Source organism: Pedobacter sp. KBS0701 (assembly GCF_005938645.2).
Lineage (GTDB): Bacteria > Bacteroidota > Bacteroidia > Sphingobacteriales > Sphingobacteriaceae > Pedobacter.
Genome location: NZ_CP042171.1, coordinates 397,951 through 417,391 on the forward strand (window position 1 = coordinate 397,951; position 19,441 = coordinate 417,391).

At 38.7% G+C, this 19,441-nt stretch carries 17 protein-coding genes; 4 read left to right on the top strand and 13 right to left on the bottom strand.

Annotated elements, in window-relative coordinates; genetic code table 11:
- Positions 1–46: 46 nt before the first annotated feature.
- Positions 47–1,564: a glycoside hydrolase family 43 protein gene (locus FFJ24_RS01410; protein WP_168202355.1), complete on the top strand. Its 1,518-nt coding sequence runs from the start codon at positions 47–49 to the stop codon at positions 1,562–1,564.
- A gap of 372 nt (positions 1,565–1,936) precedes the next feature.
- On the opposite strand, the gene FFJ24_RS01415 is transcribed toward FFJ24_RS01410, so the two are convergent.
- The 7 genes from FFJ24_RS01415 to FFJ24_RS01445 all read right to left on the bottom strand — a co-directional run bounded on the left by FFJ24_RS01415 (position 1,937) and on the right by FFJ24_RS01445 (position 9,474).
- The gene (locus FFJ24_RS01415) at positions 1,937–2,932 is read right to left on the bottom strand and encodes a hypothetical protein (protein ID WP_138820462.1); all 996 of its coding nucleotides are present in this window, start codon (positions 2,930–2,932) and stop codon (positions 1,937–1,939) included.
- A gap of 38 nt (positions 2,933–2,970) precedes the next feature.
- On the bottom strand, positions 2,971–3,414 hold the full coding sequence (locus tag FFJ24_RS01420; RefSeq protein WP_138820463.1) for a GNAT family N-acetyltransferase: 444 nt from the start codon (positions 3,412–3,414) through the stop codon (positions 2,971–2,973).
- Complete coding sequence (locus tag FFJ24_RS01425; protein WP_138820464.1) at positions 3,395–4,420, bottom strand: hypothetical protein; 1,026 nt, start codon at positions 4,418–4,420, stop codon at positions 3,395–3,397. The genes FFJ24_RS01420 and FFJ24_RS01425 overlap by 20 nt, the downstream gene beginning before the upstream one ends.
- A gap of 3 nt (positions 4,421–4,423) precedes the next feature.
- Positions 4,424–5,017 carry a hypothetical protein gene (locus tag FFJ24_RS01430; RefSeq protein ID WP_138820465.1) on the bottom strand — a complete coding sequence of 198 codons (594 nt, stop codon included), beginning with the start codon at positions 5,015–5,017 and terminating at the stop codon, positions 4,424–4,426.
- 153 nt (positions 5,018–5,170) lie between these two features.
- Complete coding sequence (locus FFJ24_RS01435) at positions 5,171–5,995, bottom strand: MOSC domain-containing protein (RefSeq protein WP_138820466.1); 825 nt, start codon at positions 5,993–5,995, stop codon at positions 5,171–5,173.
- A gap of 11 nt (positions 5,996–6,006) precedes the next feature.
- Entirely contained in the window at positions 6,007–8,298 is a 2,292-nt protein-coding gene (locus tag FFJ24_RS01440; RefSeq protein ID WP_138820467.1) for a mechanosensitive ion channel family protein, read from the bottom strand.
- A gap of 723 nt (positions 8,299–9,021) precedes the next feature.
- The gene (locus FFJ24_RS01445) at positions 9,022–9,474 is read right to left on the bottom strand and encodes a hypothetical protein (protein ID WP_138820468.1); all 453 of its coding nucleotides are present in this window, start codon (positions 9,472–9,474) and stop codon (positions 9,022–9,024) included.
- 144 nt (positions 9,475–9,618) lie between these two features.
- Between FFJ24_RS01445 and FFJ24_RS01450 the strand changes: the two genes are divergently transcribed.
- Positions 9,619–10,287: a hypothetical protein gene (locus FFJ24_RS01450; protein WP_138820469.1), complete on the top strand. Its 669-nt coding sequence runs from the start codon at positions 9,619–9,621 to the stop codon at positions 10,285–10,287.
- A gap of 123 nt (positions 10,288–10,410) precedes the next feature.
- Here FFJ24_RS01450 and FFJ24_RS01455 read toward each other — a convergent pair whose 3' ends face one another.
- The 3 genes from FFJ24_RS01455 to FFJ24_RS01465 form a co-directional block, all read right to left on the bottom strand.
- Positions 10,411–10,809, bottom strand: a complete 399-nt coding sequence (locus FFJ24_RS01455; protein WP_138820470.1) for a VOC family protein — start codon at positions 10,807–10,809, stop codon at positions 10,411–10,413.
- Between the two features lie 176 nt (positions 10,810–10,985).
- On the bottom strand, positions 10,986–11,585 hold the full coding sequence (locus tag FFJ24_RS01460; protein ID WP_138820471.1) for a GIN domain-containing protein: 600 nt from the start codon (positions 11,583–11,585) through the stop codon (positions 10,986–10,988).
- 455 nt (positions 11,586–12,040) lie between these two features.
- The gene (locus FFJ24_RS01465) at positions 12,041–12,547 is read right to left on the bottom strand and encodes a PRC-barrel domain-containing protein (protein ID WP_138820472.1); all 507 of its coding nucleotides are present in this window, start codon (positions 12,545–12,547) and stop codon (positions 12,041–12,043) included.
- Between the two features lie 271 nt (positions 12,548–12,818).
- On the opposite strand from FFJ24_RS01465, the gene FFJ24_RS01470 reads away from it, so the two are divergent.
- Positions 12,819–13,109 (top strand): hypothetical protein, encoded by a 291-nt coding sequence (locus tag FFJ24_RS01470; RefSeq protein WP_138820473.1) that lies wholly within the window; start codon positions 12,819–12,821, stop codon positions 13,107–13,109.
- A 109-nt stretch (positions 13,110–13,218) separates the two neighbouring features.
- On the opposite strand, the gene FFJ24_RS01475 is transcribed toward FFJ24_RS01470, so the two are convergent.
- Positions 13,219–15,492: a GH92 family glycosyl hydrolase gene (locus FFJ24_RS01475; protein WP_138820474.1), complete on the bottom strand. Its 2,274-nt coding sequence runs from the start codon at positions 15,490–15,492 to the stop codon at positions 13,219–13,221.
- A 384-nt stretch (positions 15,493–15,876) separates the two neighbouring features.
- Positions 15,877–16,626: a hypothetical protein gene (locus tag FFJ24_RS01480; RefSeq protein WP_138820475.1), complete on the bottom strand. Its 750-nt coding sequence runs from the start codon at positions 16,624–16,626 to the stop codon at positions 15,877–15,879.
- A gap of 448 nt (positions 16,627–17,074) precedes the next feature.
- On the opposite strand from FFJ24_RS01480, the gene FFJ24_RS01485 reads away from it, so the two are divergent.
- Positions 17,075–18,346, top strand: a complete 1,272-nt coding sequence (locus FFJ24_RS01485) for a sugar MFS transporter (RefSeq protein WP_138820476.1) — start codon at positions 17,075–17,077, stop codon at positions 18,344–18,346.
- A 143-nt stretch (positions 18,347–18,489) separates the two neighbouring features.
- Here FFJ24_RS01485 and pepE read toward each other — a convergent pair whose 3' ends face one another.
- A complete protein-coding gene (gene pepE / locus FFJ24_RS01490; protein WP_138820477.1) occupies positions 18,490–19,185 on the bottom strand; it encodes a dipeptidase PepE in 696 nt (231 codons plus the stop codon).
- Positions 19,186–19,441 lie beyond the last annotated feature (256 nt).

Here is a 19,441-nt window from a genome sequence, read left to right on the forward strand (position 1 = left end):
CACTCTGAATGACGATTTTTTTTGAATAGATTTATTAATGATATTGATGAGAAAAAAAATAAACCTTTCGTGGTATGCTGCCTTGGCGGTAATCGCTAAACTGCTCTTGATTACGAATATTTTATCGGCACAAACTATAATAGAGTCTGTAATTGCCGGAGACTTTGCCGATCCATCTATTATCCGGGCCAATAATCAATATTATGCTGTGGGCACCTCTTCGGAGTGGGCACCTCATTTTCCTATCTATAGTTCAAAAGATCTGCTGAACTGGAAACAGACAGGTTATGTTTTTGCCAAGGCACCAGCATGGACTTCGGGTTCTTTCTGGGCGCCTGAGTTTGATTATCATGATAAAACCTATTTCATTTATTACACCGCGAGAAGAAAAAAAGACAATGTTTCTTGCATTGGGGTGGCTACCTCGAAATATCCAGATAGAGGTTTTGTTGATCAGGGTATTATTATCGATTATGGAAAAGAAGCAATTGATGCTTTTGTTTACCTTGAGGGTAATACGCGTTACATTACTTTTAAAGCTTATGGTTTGGACAAACGACCAATTGAAATTTTAGCCTATAAGCTAGCCAGAAACGGACTTACAATTAAGGGAAAGCCTTTCCCTTTGCTTAAAGACAATCAAAAGATAGGCTTAGAAGGACAGAGTATTCTAAAAAAAGATGGCTATTATTATCTTTTTTATTCTGCCGGAAACTGCTGTGGAACGCAATGCGATTATAATGTAAGGGTGGCCAGATCAAAATCTTTTGCCGGACCTTACGAGCTTTATGCTGCCAACCCCCTGTTAATGGAAAATGAATACTGGAAATGTTCAGGGCACGGCACGTTTGTAAAAGCCACAGATGGAAAAGATTATTACCTCTACCATGCCTACAACAAAAAGACCAATGTTTTCTCGGGCAGACAGGGCATGTTGGCCCAATTGAGCTGGCCAGCGAAAGGTGGATGGCCGGTTTTAAAAGAACAATCCGGACCAACCCTTAACCGGGATTTGAAATTGAACTTCACCAGGCCTGAAATCAATAAAAGATGGCAGTGGGATTTTAGAAATTCAACTCCCAAAATTCTGCAGCAAAACGGTCAGCTTCATTTATCTGGGCGTATCAATAAAGATAACCTTTCAGGTATTGCATTAACCCTAAGGCCCGTATCCGGGATTTTTGAAGCAACTACTGCCGTAACAAATACCAATAACGCTTTAAAAGGTTTAGTGTATTATGGCGATGCAGGCTCGGCTATAGGCATTGGCATATCCGGGAATGAAATAGAATTTTGGAAAGTTGAAAATAAAGCCAGAACAGTGCTTTCAAAGCTACAAGTATCAACAAAAGTTCCGGTTGAGCTTAAAATGAAAACCGCAGAAGATTTAAGCTTAATGGTGTTTTTTAAGCAGGGAAACCAGGAATGGAAAAATATGCCGGCCAAGGAAAAAATTACAGTTAACTTTTTACCACAATGGGATAGATGCCCGCGTATTGGTCTTCATTTTAATGGAAGTGTTAATCAATATGCTGATTTTTCCTCTTTTGGATTAAAGTATTGATTGCTGTAAAAGCTGGCGACAAGCTAATTTAAAATCCTTTCTATTCTTTTTAGAAATGAGTGTTTAGTAGTACTTCGGGAACAGCGGCCCCGTTATTCGCTTTATCCCGATAGAAATAATCGGGATGCCCGCTACTACCGGGTTTATTGAACAAGCGTTGTTGCACAAAACCCTAAACCCTCCTTCATGCTTTAAATGCCAGCCCATAATCTTCGTATAGGCTGCCCCACATAGATCCGATCGTTATCTGATGAAGCGTACAAGAAGCAAAATAAGCGAGAATGAAGAATCCGATGAAAAATGAAATCCCCGATTTAAAAATAAACAAATGATCTCTTATTGATTATGAGGAGATAAATTATTCCAGCAAAACTATGCCCTCGCCAGCCTAAACTCATTATAACACATTATAATATTAAATCCGAGGAGAATGATCGTCTCCGAACTCACTTTCAATCTATTGATATCAACTCCTAAAATAGAAGAAATAAACAGCGTAGAGAAAACCAGTATTGCGCTCAAAAATATACTGATAAAGGCCGAGCGTAGTAACATTGTGATCCTGAATAGGTTAGCCTGAAAGAAATATTCGGGGTTGCGGATCATCTGTGCCAGATTGACCATAATGAAAAAGCCGATAAGCAGCACGTAAACGTTCATATAGGGCGTGGCATTATCCCATTTCAATAGGTTGAAATATCCTTTGGATCCAAAATAAGCAATGATTCCGAGGCAGATCAGGGTTTTAAAAACTATCCAGAATTTTTCGCCTGAAAGTAGCAGGTATAATTTAGGGTATTTAACGCTGTCAACATGGTTAGCGATTCCCAATAATTTAGCAGATGGAGGTACAAAGGGATTGAACATGCCTAAAAGTATAAGCATAATCGTACTCATAAATTGAAAAATGGCATCATTGATCAGCCGCTCCATTTTTTCCTGATTAAGTAAGGTATCGTTCGAATAGGTAAATATCGATAACGAGATAAGTATAATAACCACAAGGTGAAATATGAAGCCAGCATAATTACTTAAACCGGGTTTGTTTAGTTGCTGGACTTCGGTAGTCTGCTGTTTGTTACCTGATGAGAATTTAGCAGATAGTGATTTAAGCGAATCGGCGGTACCCCTTGCTATAAGCGCAATGGCAAGCACAAAAATTCCGATACCGATGATAAAACAGGCAATACCTGCGGCCTCAAAGCTGTATAGCCCCAGTAGAAAAATAACTGCCCCAATGCTAAGCGCTACATGTTTATATTTGATTTTGGTAAATCCATGCATGTTGAGCAGTTGGGTGTAAAATAATCCAAATGCAGCACCTATTGCTATGGCCATTAACAGTTTTCCTGTGATATTTTCGAGCATAATTTAGATAAAAGCTGCTTGTTAGCGATTATTGAATTTTACATCTGTAAAGCCATCGAAAGTATAGGAAAAGGTTTTCCTGCCCCATCCCGCTCACTTCGTTCGATGGTTGCAAAACCAAGTTTTTCATAAAAACCTACCGCCTGGTCATTCTGCTCATTTACATCAACCGTGTTGGCACCATGTGCCTTTTTGGCAAAATCAATCAGCGTTTTGCCGAGTCCTTTCCCCCTGGCATCGGGATGGATAAAAAGCATCTGGATAAATTTACCATTTAAACCTATAAAACCCATGATCTCTTCTTCAACTTTAATACCGTACAGTTGTACCTGATCAAAATATTCAGTTAAAATCAACGAGCGGTAGGTAATAATATCACTTTCAGAGAGAAAATGATGTGTTGCCCTAACCGAACTTTCCCACAATGTAATCAGTTTTTCGTACTGTTTTTTGCCCGCCGGTTCAATTAACACTTCTTTCATGGTTTTTCATTCTATCTAATATATATTCAGTTTCAGCAATAAAATTTTCTATCGGATTGGTCTTGCCAAAGTCGGCTAAAGTGAGTTCGGAAGTGCCTGATGGTTTTTTAAACTTTAAGCGCACATCAGTACCGTTATAAAGCCCGTTATAAGTTTTGCGTACAATACTGAATCCTGCGAACTTATCGAAAGTATAGCTTTTAAACAATAATCCAATCCGGTATACCTTAATCTTTTGCGTATCTACATCGAAAACAATTCTTTTGGTGATGGTGAGCACGAAGAGCATAATAGGAATTAACACAATAACAGACAGTTGCCGGTCGCTGTCAGTTAGTTGCATTTTGGTAAAGAGGTTATACCAAAAATAACAGGCAAAAAAGCCGAAAAATATAAGCGCAGGCAAATATTTTACACTGCCACCATGCTTTAAACGAAAATTATTATGATCAGCAATGTAATAAGTCAATATGCCCAAATCAATCGGATTAGGTTGCACAATTACCTGTTTTACAGCTTTTAAACTGATCATGTTTTTTATGGCGCTTAGTATCAGGCTATCGTAATGCTTTTTATCCTTATCGCCTTCATTGCTGAATGATGGGGAAATGCGGTAACCCTTACCAAAGCGGTCATCTTTACTTTTGAGGTAATAAGCCAGTCCGAAACGGACTTGTGGATCAATTGAGGCCACCTGATCAAAGCTCATCAACTGCTTTTTGCTATAAATGGTTTTAAGATAAACAGCTTGGTTAAAAGCATCGAAAATCACTTTTCTTTTACCATAGGTAAAAAATGGGATACATGCCAGGATCAGTGGTAGCATAATAATGTAGCCTGCAAAATATTGAGTCTCGATGTCCCCAATATTACCTTTAACCATAATTAGGATTATAGTTAAGGGCATTGCCAGTAACAGCGCAACAACGGACAGGCCAACAGGAATTAAAAATGCAAATGGCTTAACCGTAATGGATTGTTTATCGATATGATAATACTTTGCCATAACTTATAAGCGCTGTTGCTTTGCCCTTTTTCTTTTAACAACACCAATAATGTACATCAGGATAAAGAACGGTATAAGCAGTATCCACGGATTATCGCTTAATCTCCCCAACAGTGTGATTTTGGCATCGTCCCAATCGTGGATGTCTTTTTCGACCAAAAGTTCATTTTTTAAAGTCAGTTTAAAAATGGTTACTTCTCGTTTGTCGCCCATTATAAAACGGGATATGGCTTTGCCTACACCACCCTCACGTGCCGCTGAAAGTTGCGATTTTAATACTTTTACCTCTACCGTATCTCCTTGCTTAATTTTCTCAGCCAATGCTTTTTCATCATCAGTATTGCCCTGCCATGGTAAGCGGAGGCTAATTTCTTCTTTTTCGGGTTTAATAAACAGATAGGAAATCAAAACGCGGTCGTTCTGTTTTTTTTCCATTACCCAAAGTTCTTTCACCAAAAATTTTTTCGTGGTAAAATCAGCTTCTGTACGTGTATTTGCTTCGTTGGTGGTTTGATCGAAAGTGTTGAAAATCCAAAAGGTTACGCCGGATAAAATAATAAAGACTGCGAGAACTGCAATGATGATTTTTTTTGTCATAGAACAATAATTAAGTATACGTTAAATTATTTTGCCCCTGTAATGATGGAGAGCGCAGCTAGTAAACGCATGGTTCACTAAAAAGTTTGTAACCTTAGATTGTTTTATTTCTTTAAAGCGTTAAGGATAAAACATTAAGCGTAATCGGGAATCTTATTGATCTTCGATCCTCCAATCAACAATCTTTAGTTCATCGCCAACACTAATAATTCCTGAAGACTGGTGCAACAAATTTTGCCCGAACAGGATTTTTTTATTAATGGTGCGGTAGCCGGCCAAAGTTCTCAGCGGCTCCTGTCCTTTTTCGCCTGTTTGCTGATCAATGGTAATGAGTACACATCTGGAACAGGGTTTCACAGCAGAAAATAAGGTTTCGCCAATATAAAAAGTATTAAAACGGTCTTCAATATGTGGTGTGCCGCCAGTAAATACAAAATTAGGGCGGAAACGGTCCATCTTGATGGAGCTTTGAAGCTTTTCATTCAATCCATCTAAAGAAGACTGACCAATCAGCAGACAAGGATAACCATCAGCAAAACTTACTACTTCATTATTCGATGCATATCTTGGGTCTACCATTCTTTTTTCTGCCACTGGCATTTTTACCAGTTTTACTTTAAATTTCAGGAAATCAGAAAACCAGCTGCTTACCTCGGTATTTACTTCAATACCAACAGTGGTATCATTCCAGATCACAACCGGAATTTGTATACCGTTATCTTCCTGCAGATCAAAAGATATGGTTTGGTTGCTGTTTATTTTATGTGATATGATCAGCCTGTTGTCATTGATATTCACCGCTAGCAGGGCCAGTTCAAAATATTTCCTTTGTGTGATAAACATGCCTTCCTCGTCAACAAGCATCCATCTCCTGTCGTACTGCAGGCCTTTTTCTTCCAATTGGGCTTTTTCAAGACTGATACCGCCTAATGATTTAATAGGGTAGATATATAATTCGGAAAGGAAAAAATTGTTCATGTAATCTATTATTATAAAATTTCAATTCCTTTTTGTTCGAAGGCTTCAAAAATCTGCGCATTGATCATACTTTTGGTCAGATCAGCCTTTGAAATATCCTTACACCAGAAATAGATATTGATACTGCTATTCAGCTTACTTACCGGGCTGATCATAATAATGGGCTCTTTGCTGATAAAAACATTACTGTTCTCTCCAATAATTTCTCTGATCAGGCTTACCACTTCAGTAGAATTAAAGGGTTTTGCAATCGATAAAGAAATATCTACCCGCATCTGGTTATTGCTTAGCGTCCAGTTGATGATGTTGTTAGAAAGAATAGAACCGTTGGGGATAATAATTTCAGCGCCTTCATCGCTAAGCAGGGTGCTGGAGCGTACACCGATTTCCTTTACCCTTCCTTTTTTATTGCTCAGTTCTACAATGTCGCCTATTCGGATGGTTTTATCAAAAATAAGGATAATCCCCGATACAAAATTGCTTACAATATTCTGTAAGCCCAATCCAATTCCAACGCCCAACGCACCCAGGATAACCGTTATTTTATCTATTGGTAGCCCGGAAGCTGCAACAGCGATTAAAAAGCCTCCAATCAATAACAACAAACGGGTTACCAGTAATTTAGAACGCTCCCCTTTATTATCCTCAAAACTATCATCGCCCGTATCGCCAAAGAAATAAGCAATGTATTTCTGCAAAAAATTGGCAATCCAGATAATACCCAAAAACAATACAATGCCCCCAAAGGTAAAAGAGAAACTGCCTATAGTTCTTTTTTCAGTGAGGATTTCCATTATCGATTCGTATAGTCCGTTAAAAATATTCAGGTTGGTGGTAAAAATTACAAACCAGATTAGGGTAGCACCAATACCTGTAAGCCTTTTAAGCCCCGCAATTACAGGTTGCCAATCAAAATATTCCGGAAATCCCTTACGTATCCTGCTGCTTTTCATCTGTAGTAAAAAGGCTTCTACCAATACTTTAGCCAGGATGGTTAGCGATATGGCATTTAAAAGTGAGCTTACCCCGGTTGAATAAAAGATCTGCGTGAGGGTAAAGCGACCAAATAGATTACAAAACGTGGCAATAATGGCAAAGCCAACATAAATAAAACCCGTGGTCAGAATCATTTTGTATCTTTTGGTTTTTTCATCTAGTATTTTCCATACCATAACCCCATAGGCAACTGAACTGGTAGTGAGGAACAGCAGGAGCCAGCGCTGATATCTGGGTGGCATACCTAAAAGACGTAAGAAAACCGGTGCAAGAAGCAGTATCACAAATATGCACCAATAGTAAAATAACTTTGGGTTTAACTTTTTGCGGAAATATATCGTGAGCAGGATAGCGAGAATAATCTCTACGGTTTCTATGTAGAGTGCGGGCGCCCTCAGATCGAAAATAGGCGCCAGTGCAAAGAGCATGATGAAGGTGATTAAATAAGGCTGCGGACTAATCAGCGAAAAACCATCAAGGGTTTCTAAACGGCCCAGCTTTTTTACGCTTCTAAAGTTGAAGAATACCCACAAGAAAAATATGGTACAGGTAAAAAGTAATAACAACCGGCTGCTTCTGGTGTATACAAAATAATAGCCGGATATTTCTTGCTCTCCCTGAATAAACCTACGGAAGCCCATGCTTTTATTGGCCGGTTTATTTACCGATTCCCATAAATAACGGCGCTCTTTACCAAAAGCTTTAATGCTCACCGCATCAAGCTGGCTATCAGTAAGATACATTAACTCTTTTATATTAATGAGGTTAGAAGAGGTTCTGGCCTGTAGATTATTGATTGATAAGGTAGTTGTTTTCAGCAGGCTATCCATCACTATACGTTTCTTCTTTAGCTCTGCAAATTCACTTTTAAACATAACCTGTATAGCAGGTACTGTAAACACTTTAATCAGTACAGTATCCTTACGCAGGTTAAGAATTTCGGTTTTTAAAGCCCTTAATTCCTTTTCATATTCATCAAGGTCTGATAAACAATCTTTGTTATTGCTTTGTAATTCTGCCAATAAGGTTTGGTCCATCTGCAGGTTTTGCAGATTTGGAGACCGGTCACGCTGTGTTAAGCGGCTTTTTAGCAATGCCAGCGCGGCTTCATCCTGTGTTAAGTGTGCCGCTATAGGCTTGAGTTTCTTAAATGAACCAACGGTTACCGGAACTTTATTAACGGTTTCAAATACTTTTTCCAGGTGAGCAAGATAATCGCCCTTCGTCAATATTGCAGAATCGGAAAGAATAGATACATTCTGCCCCTTACCAGGTAACCTGTCTTTTTGTGCAAATGCATTACCCATAATAAGAAAGGTAAAAAGCAGGGGTATCAGATTTCGGAACAGTATAGGGAAATTATTTATTGTTATCATTGGATTTAAAGAAGTATTGGGAAATATCCTTTATTAAGGATATAGGTTGCCAAAAATAAGGATTAGAATTGATTTTACGGCCGGTGGTTTTGGCTATTTCATTTGCACTGAACCTTGAAAAATGCGATAGCATTAATGCCAGAGAGAATTTGATGAAACTTTATACTGTTGTTTAGTAAAAATTAAATAATTTCAATTTAGCATTTGCTATTTATAAGCTTAAAAGCATACAAATGAGACCTCTCGTGATAATTTTTAATGAAATACATTTTGTTTTATCCGGCTTTTCCATTACAGTAACTGCACAGGCCACACGGCAGATTGTTAAGGATTTTTGATTTAGACCTGAAAAAAGATACCATTTCTATTAATAGCGATATGCGCGCACTGGAGTACAGCTTGTCTACAGAGCAGTGTAAGAGATAGTAAGCAAGACCATCAGTCTCCTTAATTTTGGAAATACCCTTGTGGATACCAAAAAAGGTTTCGAGTTTTGGAATGGACGGTAGGGCTTTATAAGCGTGTTTGAGTATAATAAAAACAAATAAAAAAATGCAGCTGATAAAAATGAAAAGAACAGAATCCGGCAACGGTTTTCTCTGAGTAATCAACCAAATAGTGCTGTTTGTTTAACTTGACTGGAGATAATCAGATTTATTCCTTTGTGAGGTAGATATTCATCACGCCCCTTGCAGCAGTTTGGTTGGTTCCATAAATAAGCGATTGTTTATCTGTTACCTCCGAGCTAATCCGCATGTACTGATCAGTTTGAGCTACAATGCTCCAAGTGGTCTGTACAGCAAAATTAGGATTGCTGAAAGTGAGGATACGATTATCTGCATTTCGCCTCAAAATATAGTCTGAAAACTTTACTGATGTATTAATATCAGTAGAAACTTTTACCTGTTTATCATCAAATGTCCAGTAAGATTTTACGGCATCAGCTATGATATGGCTAACTTTGATTCCCGAAGAGTTGTAAAGCTCGAGGTCATACCCTCCGGTCGACCATTTGCCACTCAAGCTTTCACTTGTGGTGTTATCGGTGTCTTTCTTGCAAGCTGATACATTGATTAAGATAAATAACAGAAATAAAATACGTTTCATGCCTGGGCTTTAAGTAGTTGAAGTTAAATAAATCAAAATGAATTCGCAAATCTTATTAAGTGAGCTTTTTTAAATTTATTTACCTCAGTTTGTAGCATGTAACGCTATATCCACGTTTATACCTTAAATTAACACTAAGCCTTAATGAAAAAAATCTTACCAATTTTGCTCGCATTATTTTGTATCGCTGGATGTAAAAAGGAAAAACAGGGAAATTATTCTGAAACCATAACAAAGGGAGAAAAATGGGGAATAAAGATAGGCAGCTCGCATGCTGAGGTATACACCCAGCTCCAAAAGGCAGGCCCAACCCTCGACTTTCAGCATGTGGCAATTTTTGGCCACAAGCCTTATAGTTCGCCAGAAAGCCTGGGTCATCTCCTTCCTTATTATTATGCGCTCACTATTTATAACAATGCCGGAACCTTAGATCGTGTAGTGCTGCTTTTTAGCGGAGATAAAGTGCAGCAGATTGCTACAGGCGGCGGTCTCACCACACCAGTAAATAAATGGCCTGAAAATGCGGCTGATGATACCGCGATAAAAGTTGATGATCCGGTTTCAGGTTTAACAGCAAAGCTGATCAAAATCCATCAGTTACCAGCCTATGCAGCTTACGGATTTGTACTTTCTGATAAACCATTAAACAAACCGTACGATCCGGATATGAATAATCACGACGAATGGCAGTTTGGCTTTTCAGACTTTGTAAGTGCGAGCATCAGCGGATCTTCAACAGTAACCCTTCATTTCAAAGCAGGTAAGCTGGAGAGTATAGCGCATGATTATCGCGAAGGGCAAATATTTAATTGATCCAATTTACTGAAATTAAAAGGAAAGTATCAAAAAAATGAGGTGGCCCCGTAAGTGTTTTATCAAATTTAGGGAATCACCTCAAAGAAATACTTTTTTAATGATAGAGGTTTCTTAATCAGTTTACATATTGTCCATTAACAACACATTGAATTTATGCCCGTCAGGATCGGTAAAGGCAAAACCGTAATAATTGGATTCATCCCGCTCAACCTGCTTAATGATATTGCCGCCGGCCTTTTCTACTTTATTAGCAAATTCGTTAACTTCTTGTTCTGTTTCTGCCGAAATCGTAAAAATAATTTCATTATTATCATTTGCCCCCGGTTTTAAAAACTCGTCTATTTGTGATCCTTGCTCAAAAAAATGAATCACAAAGCCGTCTTCACCAAAAAGAAAACTCGCCAGTGTGGTAACTTTAAATTGTCCATTTGCAGTAAAGCCCAGGTCTGAATAAAATTGATGGGTTCGCTTTGCGTCTTTTACGCTAAAGTTAGCCCAGATTTTTTGTTTCGAATTCATATACAAAGTTTTTTTAGTAGTTGTAGTTCAAAATTATCATTCGGAAATCATAAATCTAGGGTGCATGCGCGACATTTGAAGGTGTTATTTATGCCACAAGTTTCCTTTTATTTGCAAAAAAAAAGCTGCATCATCCCGCCAATGATACAGCTCCTTTAAAGCAATGAATAATGGAACTATTTTGCTAATGAAGCAGTTTGTGTTGTTTCGGCTATTGGTAAACTCATTTGTGTTTTCATAGCTGCAAATCTGTCCAGATTCAATTTTGGTGTGCTTCCCATTACTAAGATATGTTCTGCAGTAGCTCCGCTCAATTTTAAATCTGCACGACCTTCAATTACGGTATATAAACTTTCTGTATCTGAATCTATCTCGGCAACAGCATCTCCTTTTAAGAATAATTGAAGATATTTTGAATCCAATCTGCCAGCCGTTTTTACCACCGCATTTTCAGAAGCCTGTATTCTATAGATATCTTTTACATAAACGGTAATCTTAGCTGTATTCCTATCAGTTGAAGTGATTTTTAATGTATGTCCATACTGGATTACTTTTACGCTACCGGTATTATCGTCATTATAGCTCACACTTTCTTTTTGTCCTTGTACCAAGGTAATCTCCACATTTCCGCTTACAATAACCTGGCTGATGTTTTTAGGTGCCGACATTTTGACTGGCTGTTTCTCGCCTGCCATTACACTTGTTGAGAAAATAGCAGAAGTTAAAACGATAGCTGCTAATACTGATTTTGTTAGGGTTTTGATAGAGGTTTTCATAATGCTGTTGTTTATATTTTAATTATATTTTGTTTCTGTTTTAAAGATAAGACGCAGGTAATACAGAAACGTTGCAGCATCAATCAGGGTATTATACCAACACAGGTAAACAATCGACGAACAGCTATAAAAATCGGGTAAACAATATTTTTTTTGAAAGATTTTTAGATCGCTTTTGGCTCCAGTTGGATAATCCAATTTTTTGTAGCCTTTATTTTAACACCAGGAGGTTAGTGAATCAGCTTAAAAATAAAATGGGAACTTCCTGATGGAAAGCTCCCGTTTTTCTTTTGATAAACTATGCTAAGGCTGTATTGTAACTATAGAACTGCCATCCTTGAACTTGTCGAAGGACCCTGTTTTAGATATCTTAGAAAGTGTTTCAACAGGCTCAACATGACAAATTCAATTGGATTACAATTTATGATACAGCATCTAATAAATTGAGGTATCCATTAAATTAATGGGTCAGAACCCTGACTGCGGGGATTGTGCTCCGGAAAGTTCTTATCAAAATGATGGTGACGATAAAAATTTGCACGGTCAATCTCTACAATTTCATCTTCCATCCGCAATGCCGCCGGACTTCCAATTATATTGCGGATTTGGTTCTCCAACTCAGGCGTAACTTCACCAATAATATATCTCGGCATTGCCCTGAACTGGTCATGATGAACGTTGGGCAAAATAACTTCTTTTTTACCTTCGCCTAAATTTACGAGGCCGATTGGGATCAGCACAGCTTTTTCCTCTAAATCTTCGCCCATATCGGCAAGTTCCACAATAACGTACCGAATTGCTTTTTGCTCGGGATCAAATAAGAGATCGCGCACTTTTCCAACCGAATCGCCGACTTCATTTCTTACAGGCCAGCCTTTAATGTCAGCCTCGCCATCTGTTAATTGATAAATACTATTTGAGAGCTCTTCTAAATTGCTGTATACGATAGTTCCTGAATTCATAATTGCTTTTTTTAAAGGGCCATTAATTAACGATGCCCATTTTTACAACAACTTTTTCGGGAGATGGTTTTTATGCTAATGCACCGGGTTAAAAAGATTGGGCAGCTTGAATAAATATTTTAAAGTGGTAAATTATTGATATTTAGTGTTTTATGTTGGTGTTACGGGATGTGAAAAGCTACAAGATATAAATTAAAATAATTTTTATCAGGTGGCTATCATACCGTTTTACGATTATTTTGTATAATCGTTAAAATAGAATCAGAAGTTAATGAAGAATATAGCTGAATTTAAGATTTCATTAGAAAAGAATGAGCCAGATCGCAATATGTCGGTTCAGCTGCTGGCACTCTGGTACGATGCAAAGGGAGATTGGCATACGGCCCATAACCAGGTCGACCATTTAGGCGATGTTGCCTCAGCCCGCATCCACGCCTATCTGCACCGCAAAGAAGGCGATATATGGAATGCCGATTATTGGTATGCTAAAGCTGGCGAAAAAAGGCCACAATTATCATTAGATCAGGAATGGGAAGAATTGGTAAAGCGTTTTTTATCATGACAGGCATAAATCATTTACCATTCAACTCATCCAATAGTAAATGATATTGGGTAGCAGGGGGAGATAATAACAGAAAATGATCTGCTCTCCCCGCGATCTCCAAATCCTTTTATTTGGCAGGCATTTTAAATGAAGGTGGAATTGAAGCTTCATCCGCTGCCCAGCGTTTATTCGGACGTTTGCCCATTACCAGCTCCAATTTGCCCCCTCGCATTAAATCCTCGTGAGCAAACCACGATTTGTTCCATACCTGCCCGTTCAGTTTAGCCGATTGAATGTATTTATTTTCAGGAGAATAGTTTATACAGTTCAGCTCAAACTTTTTGCCATTTCCCAGATCCAGTTTTACGTTGGCAAAAGTGGGACTGCCAATTACATACATAGGCAAGCCCGGGGTTATCGGGTAAAAGCCCATCTGCGAAAATACCACAAAAGAAGTAAGGCCACCGCCATCTTCATCGCCTGGAATACCCATCAAATCGTTACGGAACCACTGGCTTAATAAACTCCGTACCCTTTTCTGCGTACGCCAGGGTTGTCCGGCATAATTGTACAAATAAGGAATATGCATAGCAGGCTCATTTCCCATAGAGAACTGCCCAACATTACCTGTATGATCGGGCAACTGCGAATAAAAATCAAACCTGCTTTTCCCAAGCGGCGTATTATACATTTTCTCCAGTTCATCAACAAAGGCCTGTTTGCCACCAATCATATTTACCAAATCGCCCAGGTTGTGCAATACATCCCAGCGGTAAAGCCAGCCATTATTTTCATCGTAAGTTTCTCTGGCACCAAGTCCGCCTGAAAAGCGGTAATCCAGTGGTTTAATAAATTTACCTTCTGCATCCTTCGGATGAAAAAATCTGGTTTCCGGATTAAACACTGTATGGTAGCTGGTACTATTATCTAAAAAGTATTTTGCCTCATCGGTTTTACCCAATTGTTGAGCAATATTGCCGAGGCACCATTCATCATAAACCGTGCCCAGGGTTACCGCTATAGGTTGGCGTTTTTCAAAACCATGAACTTCTGCTGCGGTTTCTTTTTCGCCTTCAGGTAAAGCAGGAAAATAGCCCTTATCTTTAAAAAACTGATCTAAAACACCTGCTTTTTTTGACGACCATGGCGCCAGGGTTTTTTCGGTAATAGCTGCTTTACAATACTGATAAGCTTCATCAAGATCAAAACTCCTCAAGCCCTTGTTATAAGCATCAATTATAGTAGCCACACCATGGTTGCTGTTCATTCTCCGGCTATCACCAGTTACCTCCGGAAAAGTTGGCATCCAGTGGTTGTTCATCTGTTGCGCCATTCGCAAATAAGAATTAATCATATTGCCTTCCATTTTGGGCTCAATAATCACACGGAGTGGATGTGTTGCCCGGTAGGTATCCCAAATCCAGTCGTCAGTAAAAAATGGTACGCCATGATCATTGTGCACTTTTCCGTCGAAGGCGCTAAAATAATTTCCATCTTCAGATAGGCTGATCATCCTTTCATAAGTGCGGTAGAGGGAAGTGTAAAATATGGTTTTGGCTGTTTCATCTGTGCCTGTTACTACGATTTTTCCAAGCGTGGCATTCCAGATGTTTTTTCCTGTCTGCGCCACCTGGTTTAGGTTATAGTCCTTAATTTCGCGACGAAGATTCTGCTTTGCCTGTTCTTCACTGATAAATGAGATGCCGTAACGTGCCTTAATTTGTCTGGTTTGCGCGGGAAACTTTAAAATAAGATAAGCATCATGTCCGGAAACAGATTGTTCACCGGATTCAATTTTAGTCTCCTTGTGCCTGCCCGATTCAACAGGTATTAAATCAGTTTCGAAGTAGAGGTAAACCTTGGTGTTATTGTCTAGTTTCTGAAAACCACTTACCACATTGCGGCTCACCTTCAGCGCGCCGTTTCTGGTGTTTAAGATCAGATAAGGCGGAACATTTGTCTGCGAAAAGTTGAGCGCATAGATCCCTGATTGGTGCGATGGCGCAAATTGTACATTTATCCCATAATCATCAAGGTCAACCTCGTAATAATAAGGTTTGATCACTTCATTGTCGTAACCATAAGAAATTATATTGCCTGCGTTTTTGAGATCGCCCTGAAAAGGACTCAAATTAAAGGCCGAGCTGCCCCGGTGGCTGGTAATCACAACAGGCAAGCCATCTATCGTATTACTGGTAAAATTATCACGCTCCGGATAAACCCGCAATAAGCTGTTAGGTAAATGAACAGTAGGGTAAGTGGGCACAAGTAAGTGGCTAATGTTGCCAATGTATGGGTTAACATAGTCTATGGGTTGTTTTTGGGTTTGTGCATGTGCAAAATTGATACCGGCCGTTAACAAAAATATTGTGCTCAATAAAGGATATGTATATTTTTTCATGTCAGGGATTTCGATTAGATGCGGCAAATTCAATATCTTTTAAACGATATTTAGCTGATGATGAGTTGCCAGTTTAAAAAGCTAAAACGATTTATCAAATCTAACAGAAAGGATCAGTTTATCAAAAAAAATCAACAGCAGAAAAGTACGTCCCTGTTTGGCCTATTTGCAACTACTCTGGTAAAATTTAATGCTTTTGCCAAAAAAATACGCTACAGCTTATGGCTAAGCACAGTATGAACAAAAAAAAGAGCGATGAATAGATTGCATCGCTCTAAGGTTCTGTCTAAAAATTAAATTAATTCGTTATGTCAGTCTGAGCCTAGTCGAAGACCATTTCAATGCGTTAGTAAAAGCGATCCTGTTATTCAATTGCAGTAATAATTAAAATTTAATCGATAATTTTTCAGAAATAAGCGCATTATTTTTATAGTACTCGAAAAACCAACTTCCATTTTTTTTTAAAACTATGCCATTTGCGCTCCCGTTGTTCGAAATATAACAATCCTCAACTGAGGTTTTTAGTAAGGTCATTACAATTTTAGGTGTTGCATCTATCAGTTGGTAGCCATTGCTTGTGGGTTGTGCATATAACAGCGCACCCTGTTGTTCTGTTTTGGTAGCCATGGGCTGATCAGCAGGTAAAGGCGCCGTTTTGATCTCCGTGTTTGTATTGGCTGGCACTGTGCTGGTCGCCACAGTAGGGCTACCCGCTACATATTTAAGATCGTTAAAAGATGTAAAAGCATCTTTCAGGGCCAAATTATAAGAAGTTTCATATTCTTTCTCTCTGCTTTTTCCTTCCTTGCTCTTTATTACTACAGCACCCTTACAATCTTTAAGTAAAAGGGTAAGGTTGGTAACAAACATGCTGTTTTTTTCCTGCAGTTCTACTACCAAAGCCTTGCATCTGTCGGTTGCAATTTCTTCCGGTATTTCGGCATTGTCAAAGTAGACCGTAAAACCTTTTTTCTCAAAAAAAGCCTTGGTAAGGGTATTTAAGCCATATTGGTTAACCTGCTTGAGAAAATTGAATTTCTCGGGTACTATGATGTATTTGGAATTTACAATATTAGACTGTGCATTTACAGAAAAAGAGATTGCTAAAAGGATAATAAAAAGATATCTTTTCATATTGTTAAATGGAGTTTGGATAAGATTCCGCCTCAATTTATAGAATGAAACGGAGAAAATCAAATTTATCGTTTCCATACTACATTCCATATTAATCAATCAGATATTCGATCAGATCTCACCAGTAAAAGAACAAAGTTTACCATCATCCATTGCATTAATCGATTCAATTGTTTATTATTATGGCGATTAATGATCATAATCTAATCATCACATTGCGCTTGTCGCGTGTAATAAAAACCAAATATTCCAGAAAAATGGAGGAGCGCCAACTCATTAAATTAGAAGGCTGGTTTAAATCCAGGCATATTTCCTGCCTGAAGATTGTAGCCGGAAACCTAAATAAACTACGTACCTGGATTCCTGTCAAAGAACAACTAGCCTGTTTTTTTTAAAAAATCTTTTTCTTCTGTCAAATTAAAACCAATTATAACCTAAATCTGAGCACATGCTTAACATTCAAACCACAAAACTATTCTGGGCAAGTTGTCTTGCATTACTAGTCACCTCCCTTTCCTTCGGCATCCGCGCTGGTATAATGAACCAGCTTGGGGTCGATTTTCAATTAAGTACCGCCCAATTAGGCACCATTACGGCTGCTGCTTTCTGGGGGTTTCCACTGGCCATTGTAGTTGGAGGATTTGTAGTGGATATCATCGGTATGAAACGTTTGCTGGTCATGGCCTTTATCTTTCACCTGGCCGGCATTATCCTTACCGTTTTTGCGCAGGGCTATTGGAGCCTGTTTTTATCTACCCTGCTGATTGGCATTGCCAACGGTACTGTAGAGGCGGCCTGTAATCCATTAGTTGCCTCTCTGTACCCTGGGAATAAAACAACCAAATTAAATCATTTTCACTTATGGTTTCCCGGAGGTATTGTAATTGGTACATTGCTGGTTACCCTGTTTGTTCACCTTGGATTGGGCTGGAAGGTGCAGGTTGCCATGATGATTATTCCTACTTTAATTTATGGATACCTGTTTTCAAAATTAGATTTCCCAGTTACCGAGAGGGTATCATCCGGTTATTCCAGTTCAGATATGTACAAAGCAGTACTTTCTCCATTGTTTATCTTTATGTTCATTTGCATGTTCGGTACAGCCATCACCGAGTTGTTTACAGGGCAATGGATAGGCTTACTGCTGAAAAATGTAACAGATAATGCCATTTTGTTGCTGACCCTTACAACTGGGATCATGGTAATTGGCCGGGGTTTTGCCGAACCTGTAGTACACCGTCTTGCTCCTCAGGGCGTCTTGCTCTTATCTGCAATATTTGCTGCAGCCGGACTTTACATGCTGAGCACTTTTACCGGAAATTCAGTTTTCTTCGCTGCCATTGTTTTCGGCATAGGTGTTTGTTATTTCTGGCCAACGATGATCGGTTTTGTCGCTGAAAATGTTCCTAAATCAGGAGCGCTTGGCTTAAACCTAATGGGAGGTGCCGGAATGTTTGCCGTTTCTATTTATACCATGTTTATGGGGAGTTTTTACGATAACCTGATCGTTAAACATTTACCCGCTGGCGCCTCTTATGATGCGTATTTAAAAGCTCCTGAAAATTCTGAATTTGCGCAGGTGCTTGCCAGTGCCAAAAATCTGGCTGGTCCTGAAATTCTGCGTGCTACATTGATCATTCCAGTAATATTAATTGTGGCTTTTGGCGGATTGGTGATCTATCTGCGTTCGAGAAAAAAGGCCAGCGCTTTAGCATCATAATTAACAGATGATGACTTTATAGACTATCCGTTTAATAAATAAGAAGAACAATAGCTGCAAGTTTATGATGCTAAATTTATCATAACTTGTAGCTATTTGAGTTTTTAGTTTTGCTGCCGTTATACCGTTCTTCAATAAATTAATTATAAGAGGGAACTACCCGGTGGGCATTCGTATGGGGCTTTGCCTGGTTCAAAGATCCTGGTGTTTTCACTGCCCTCTGTAGTGATTTTATTAGCTGTTATCCTGATCCAATTGCCTTCACGTAAGCCTATTACTTTGATGTCGTTCTGTGTTAGAAATTCCATAATCCTCGTTTCCCTTGTCTCTCCATTATGTTTTAACTCCGGATTTGGGTCAAGATAATGAGGATTAAGGTTAAAAGGAACCAAGCCCATACATTCAAAAGAGCCTGGGTACACGATAGGCATGTCATTGGTGGTTTTCATATTCAAGCCGCCGATATTGCTTCCGGCACTACAGCCCAAATAAGGTTTGCCCAGTTTGATGTTTTCGCTGAGATGCTTCATCAATCCCAGCTCATGGAGTGTTTTTACCAGAAGAAAGGTATTTCCGCCACCGGTAAAAAAACCTTTGGCTGCATAGATGGCGCGAATGGGATCATTAAATTCATGCAGACCTTTAACACTGATATTTAGCTGAGAAAAAAAATCGCGGACTTTGCCCGTATATTCATCATGAGAAATGCCTCCAGGTCTTGCGAAAGGGATAAATACAATTTCATCTATTCCGGCAAACAGCTTAATAAGCTCATCTTTCAGGTATTCGAGGTAATTGCTGCCGAAGAGGGTCGAAGTAGAAGCAAGGATGACATTCATTTTGTTGTACTTTAACGGCAATTATAATGTTTTTCATTGAAATAATTGTCCTTTGATCATTAGGTTTTCTGAAAATAACAGGATCAAAAAAATCAGTACCGACATTACCAGTTGCAACACAAGGTTTATTTTGTTACCGGGATGGGATCTACATCTGCAAACGGTTACAGAAACCTGCATTTAAAGCATCTAATTATACTTTCATCATCGCATCTCCATCTTCCGTCATCCTTAATCTATTATGTTCTATTATAGC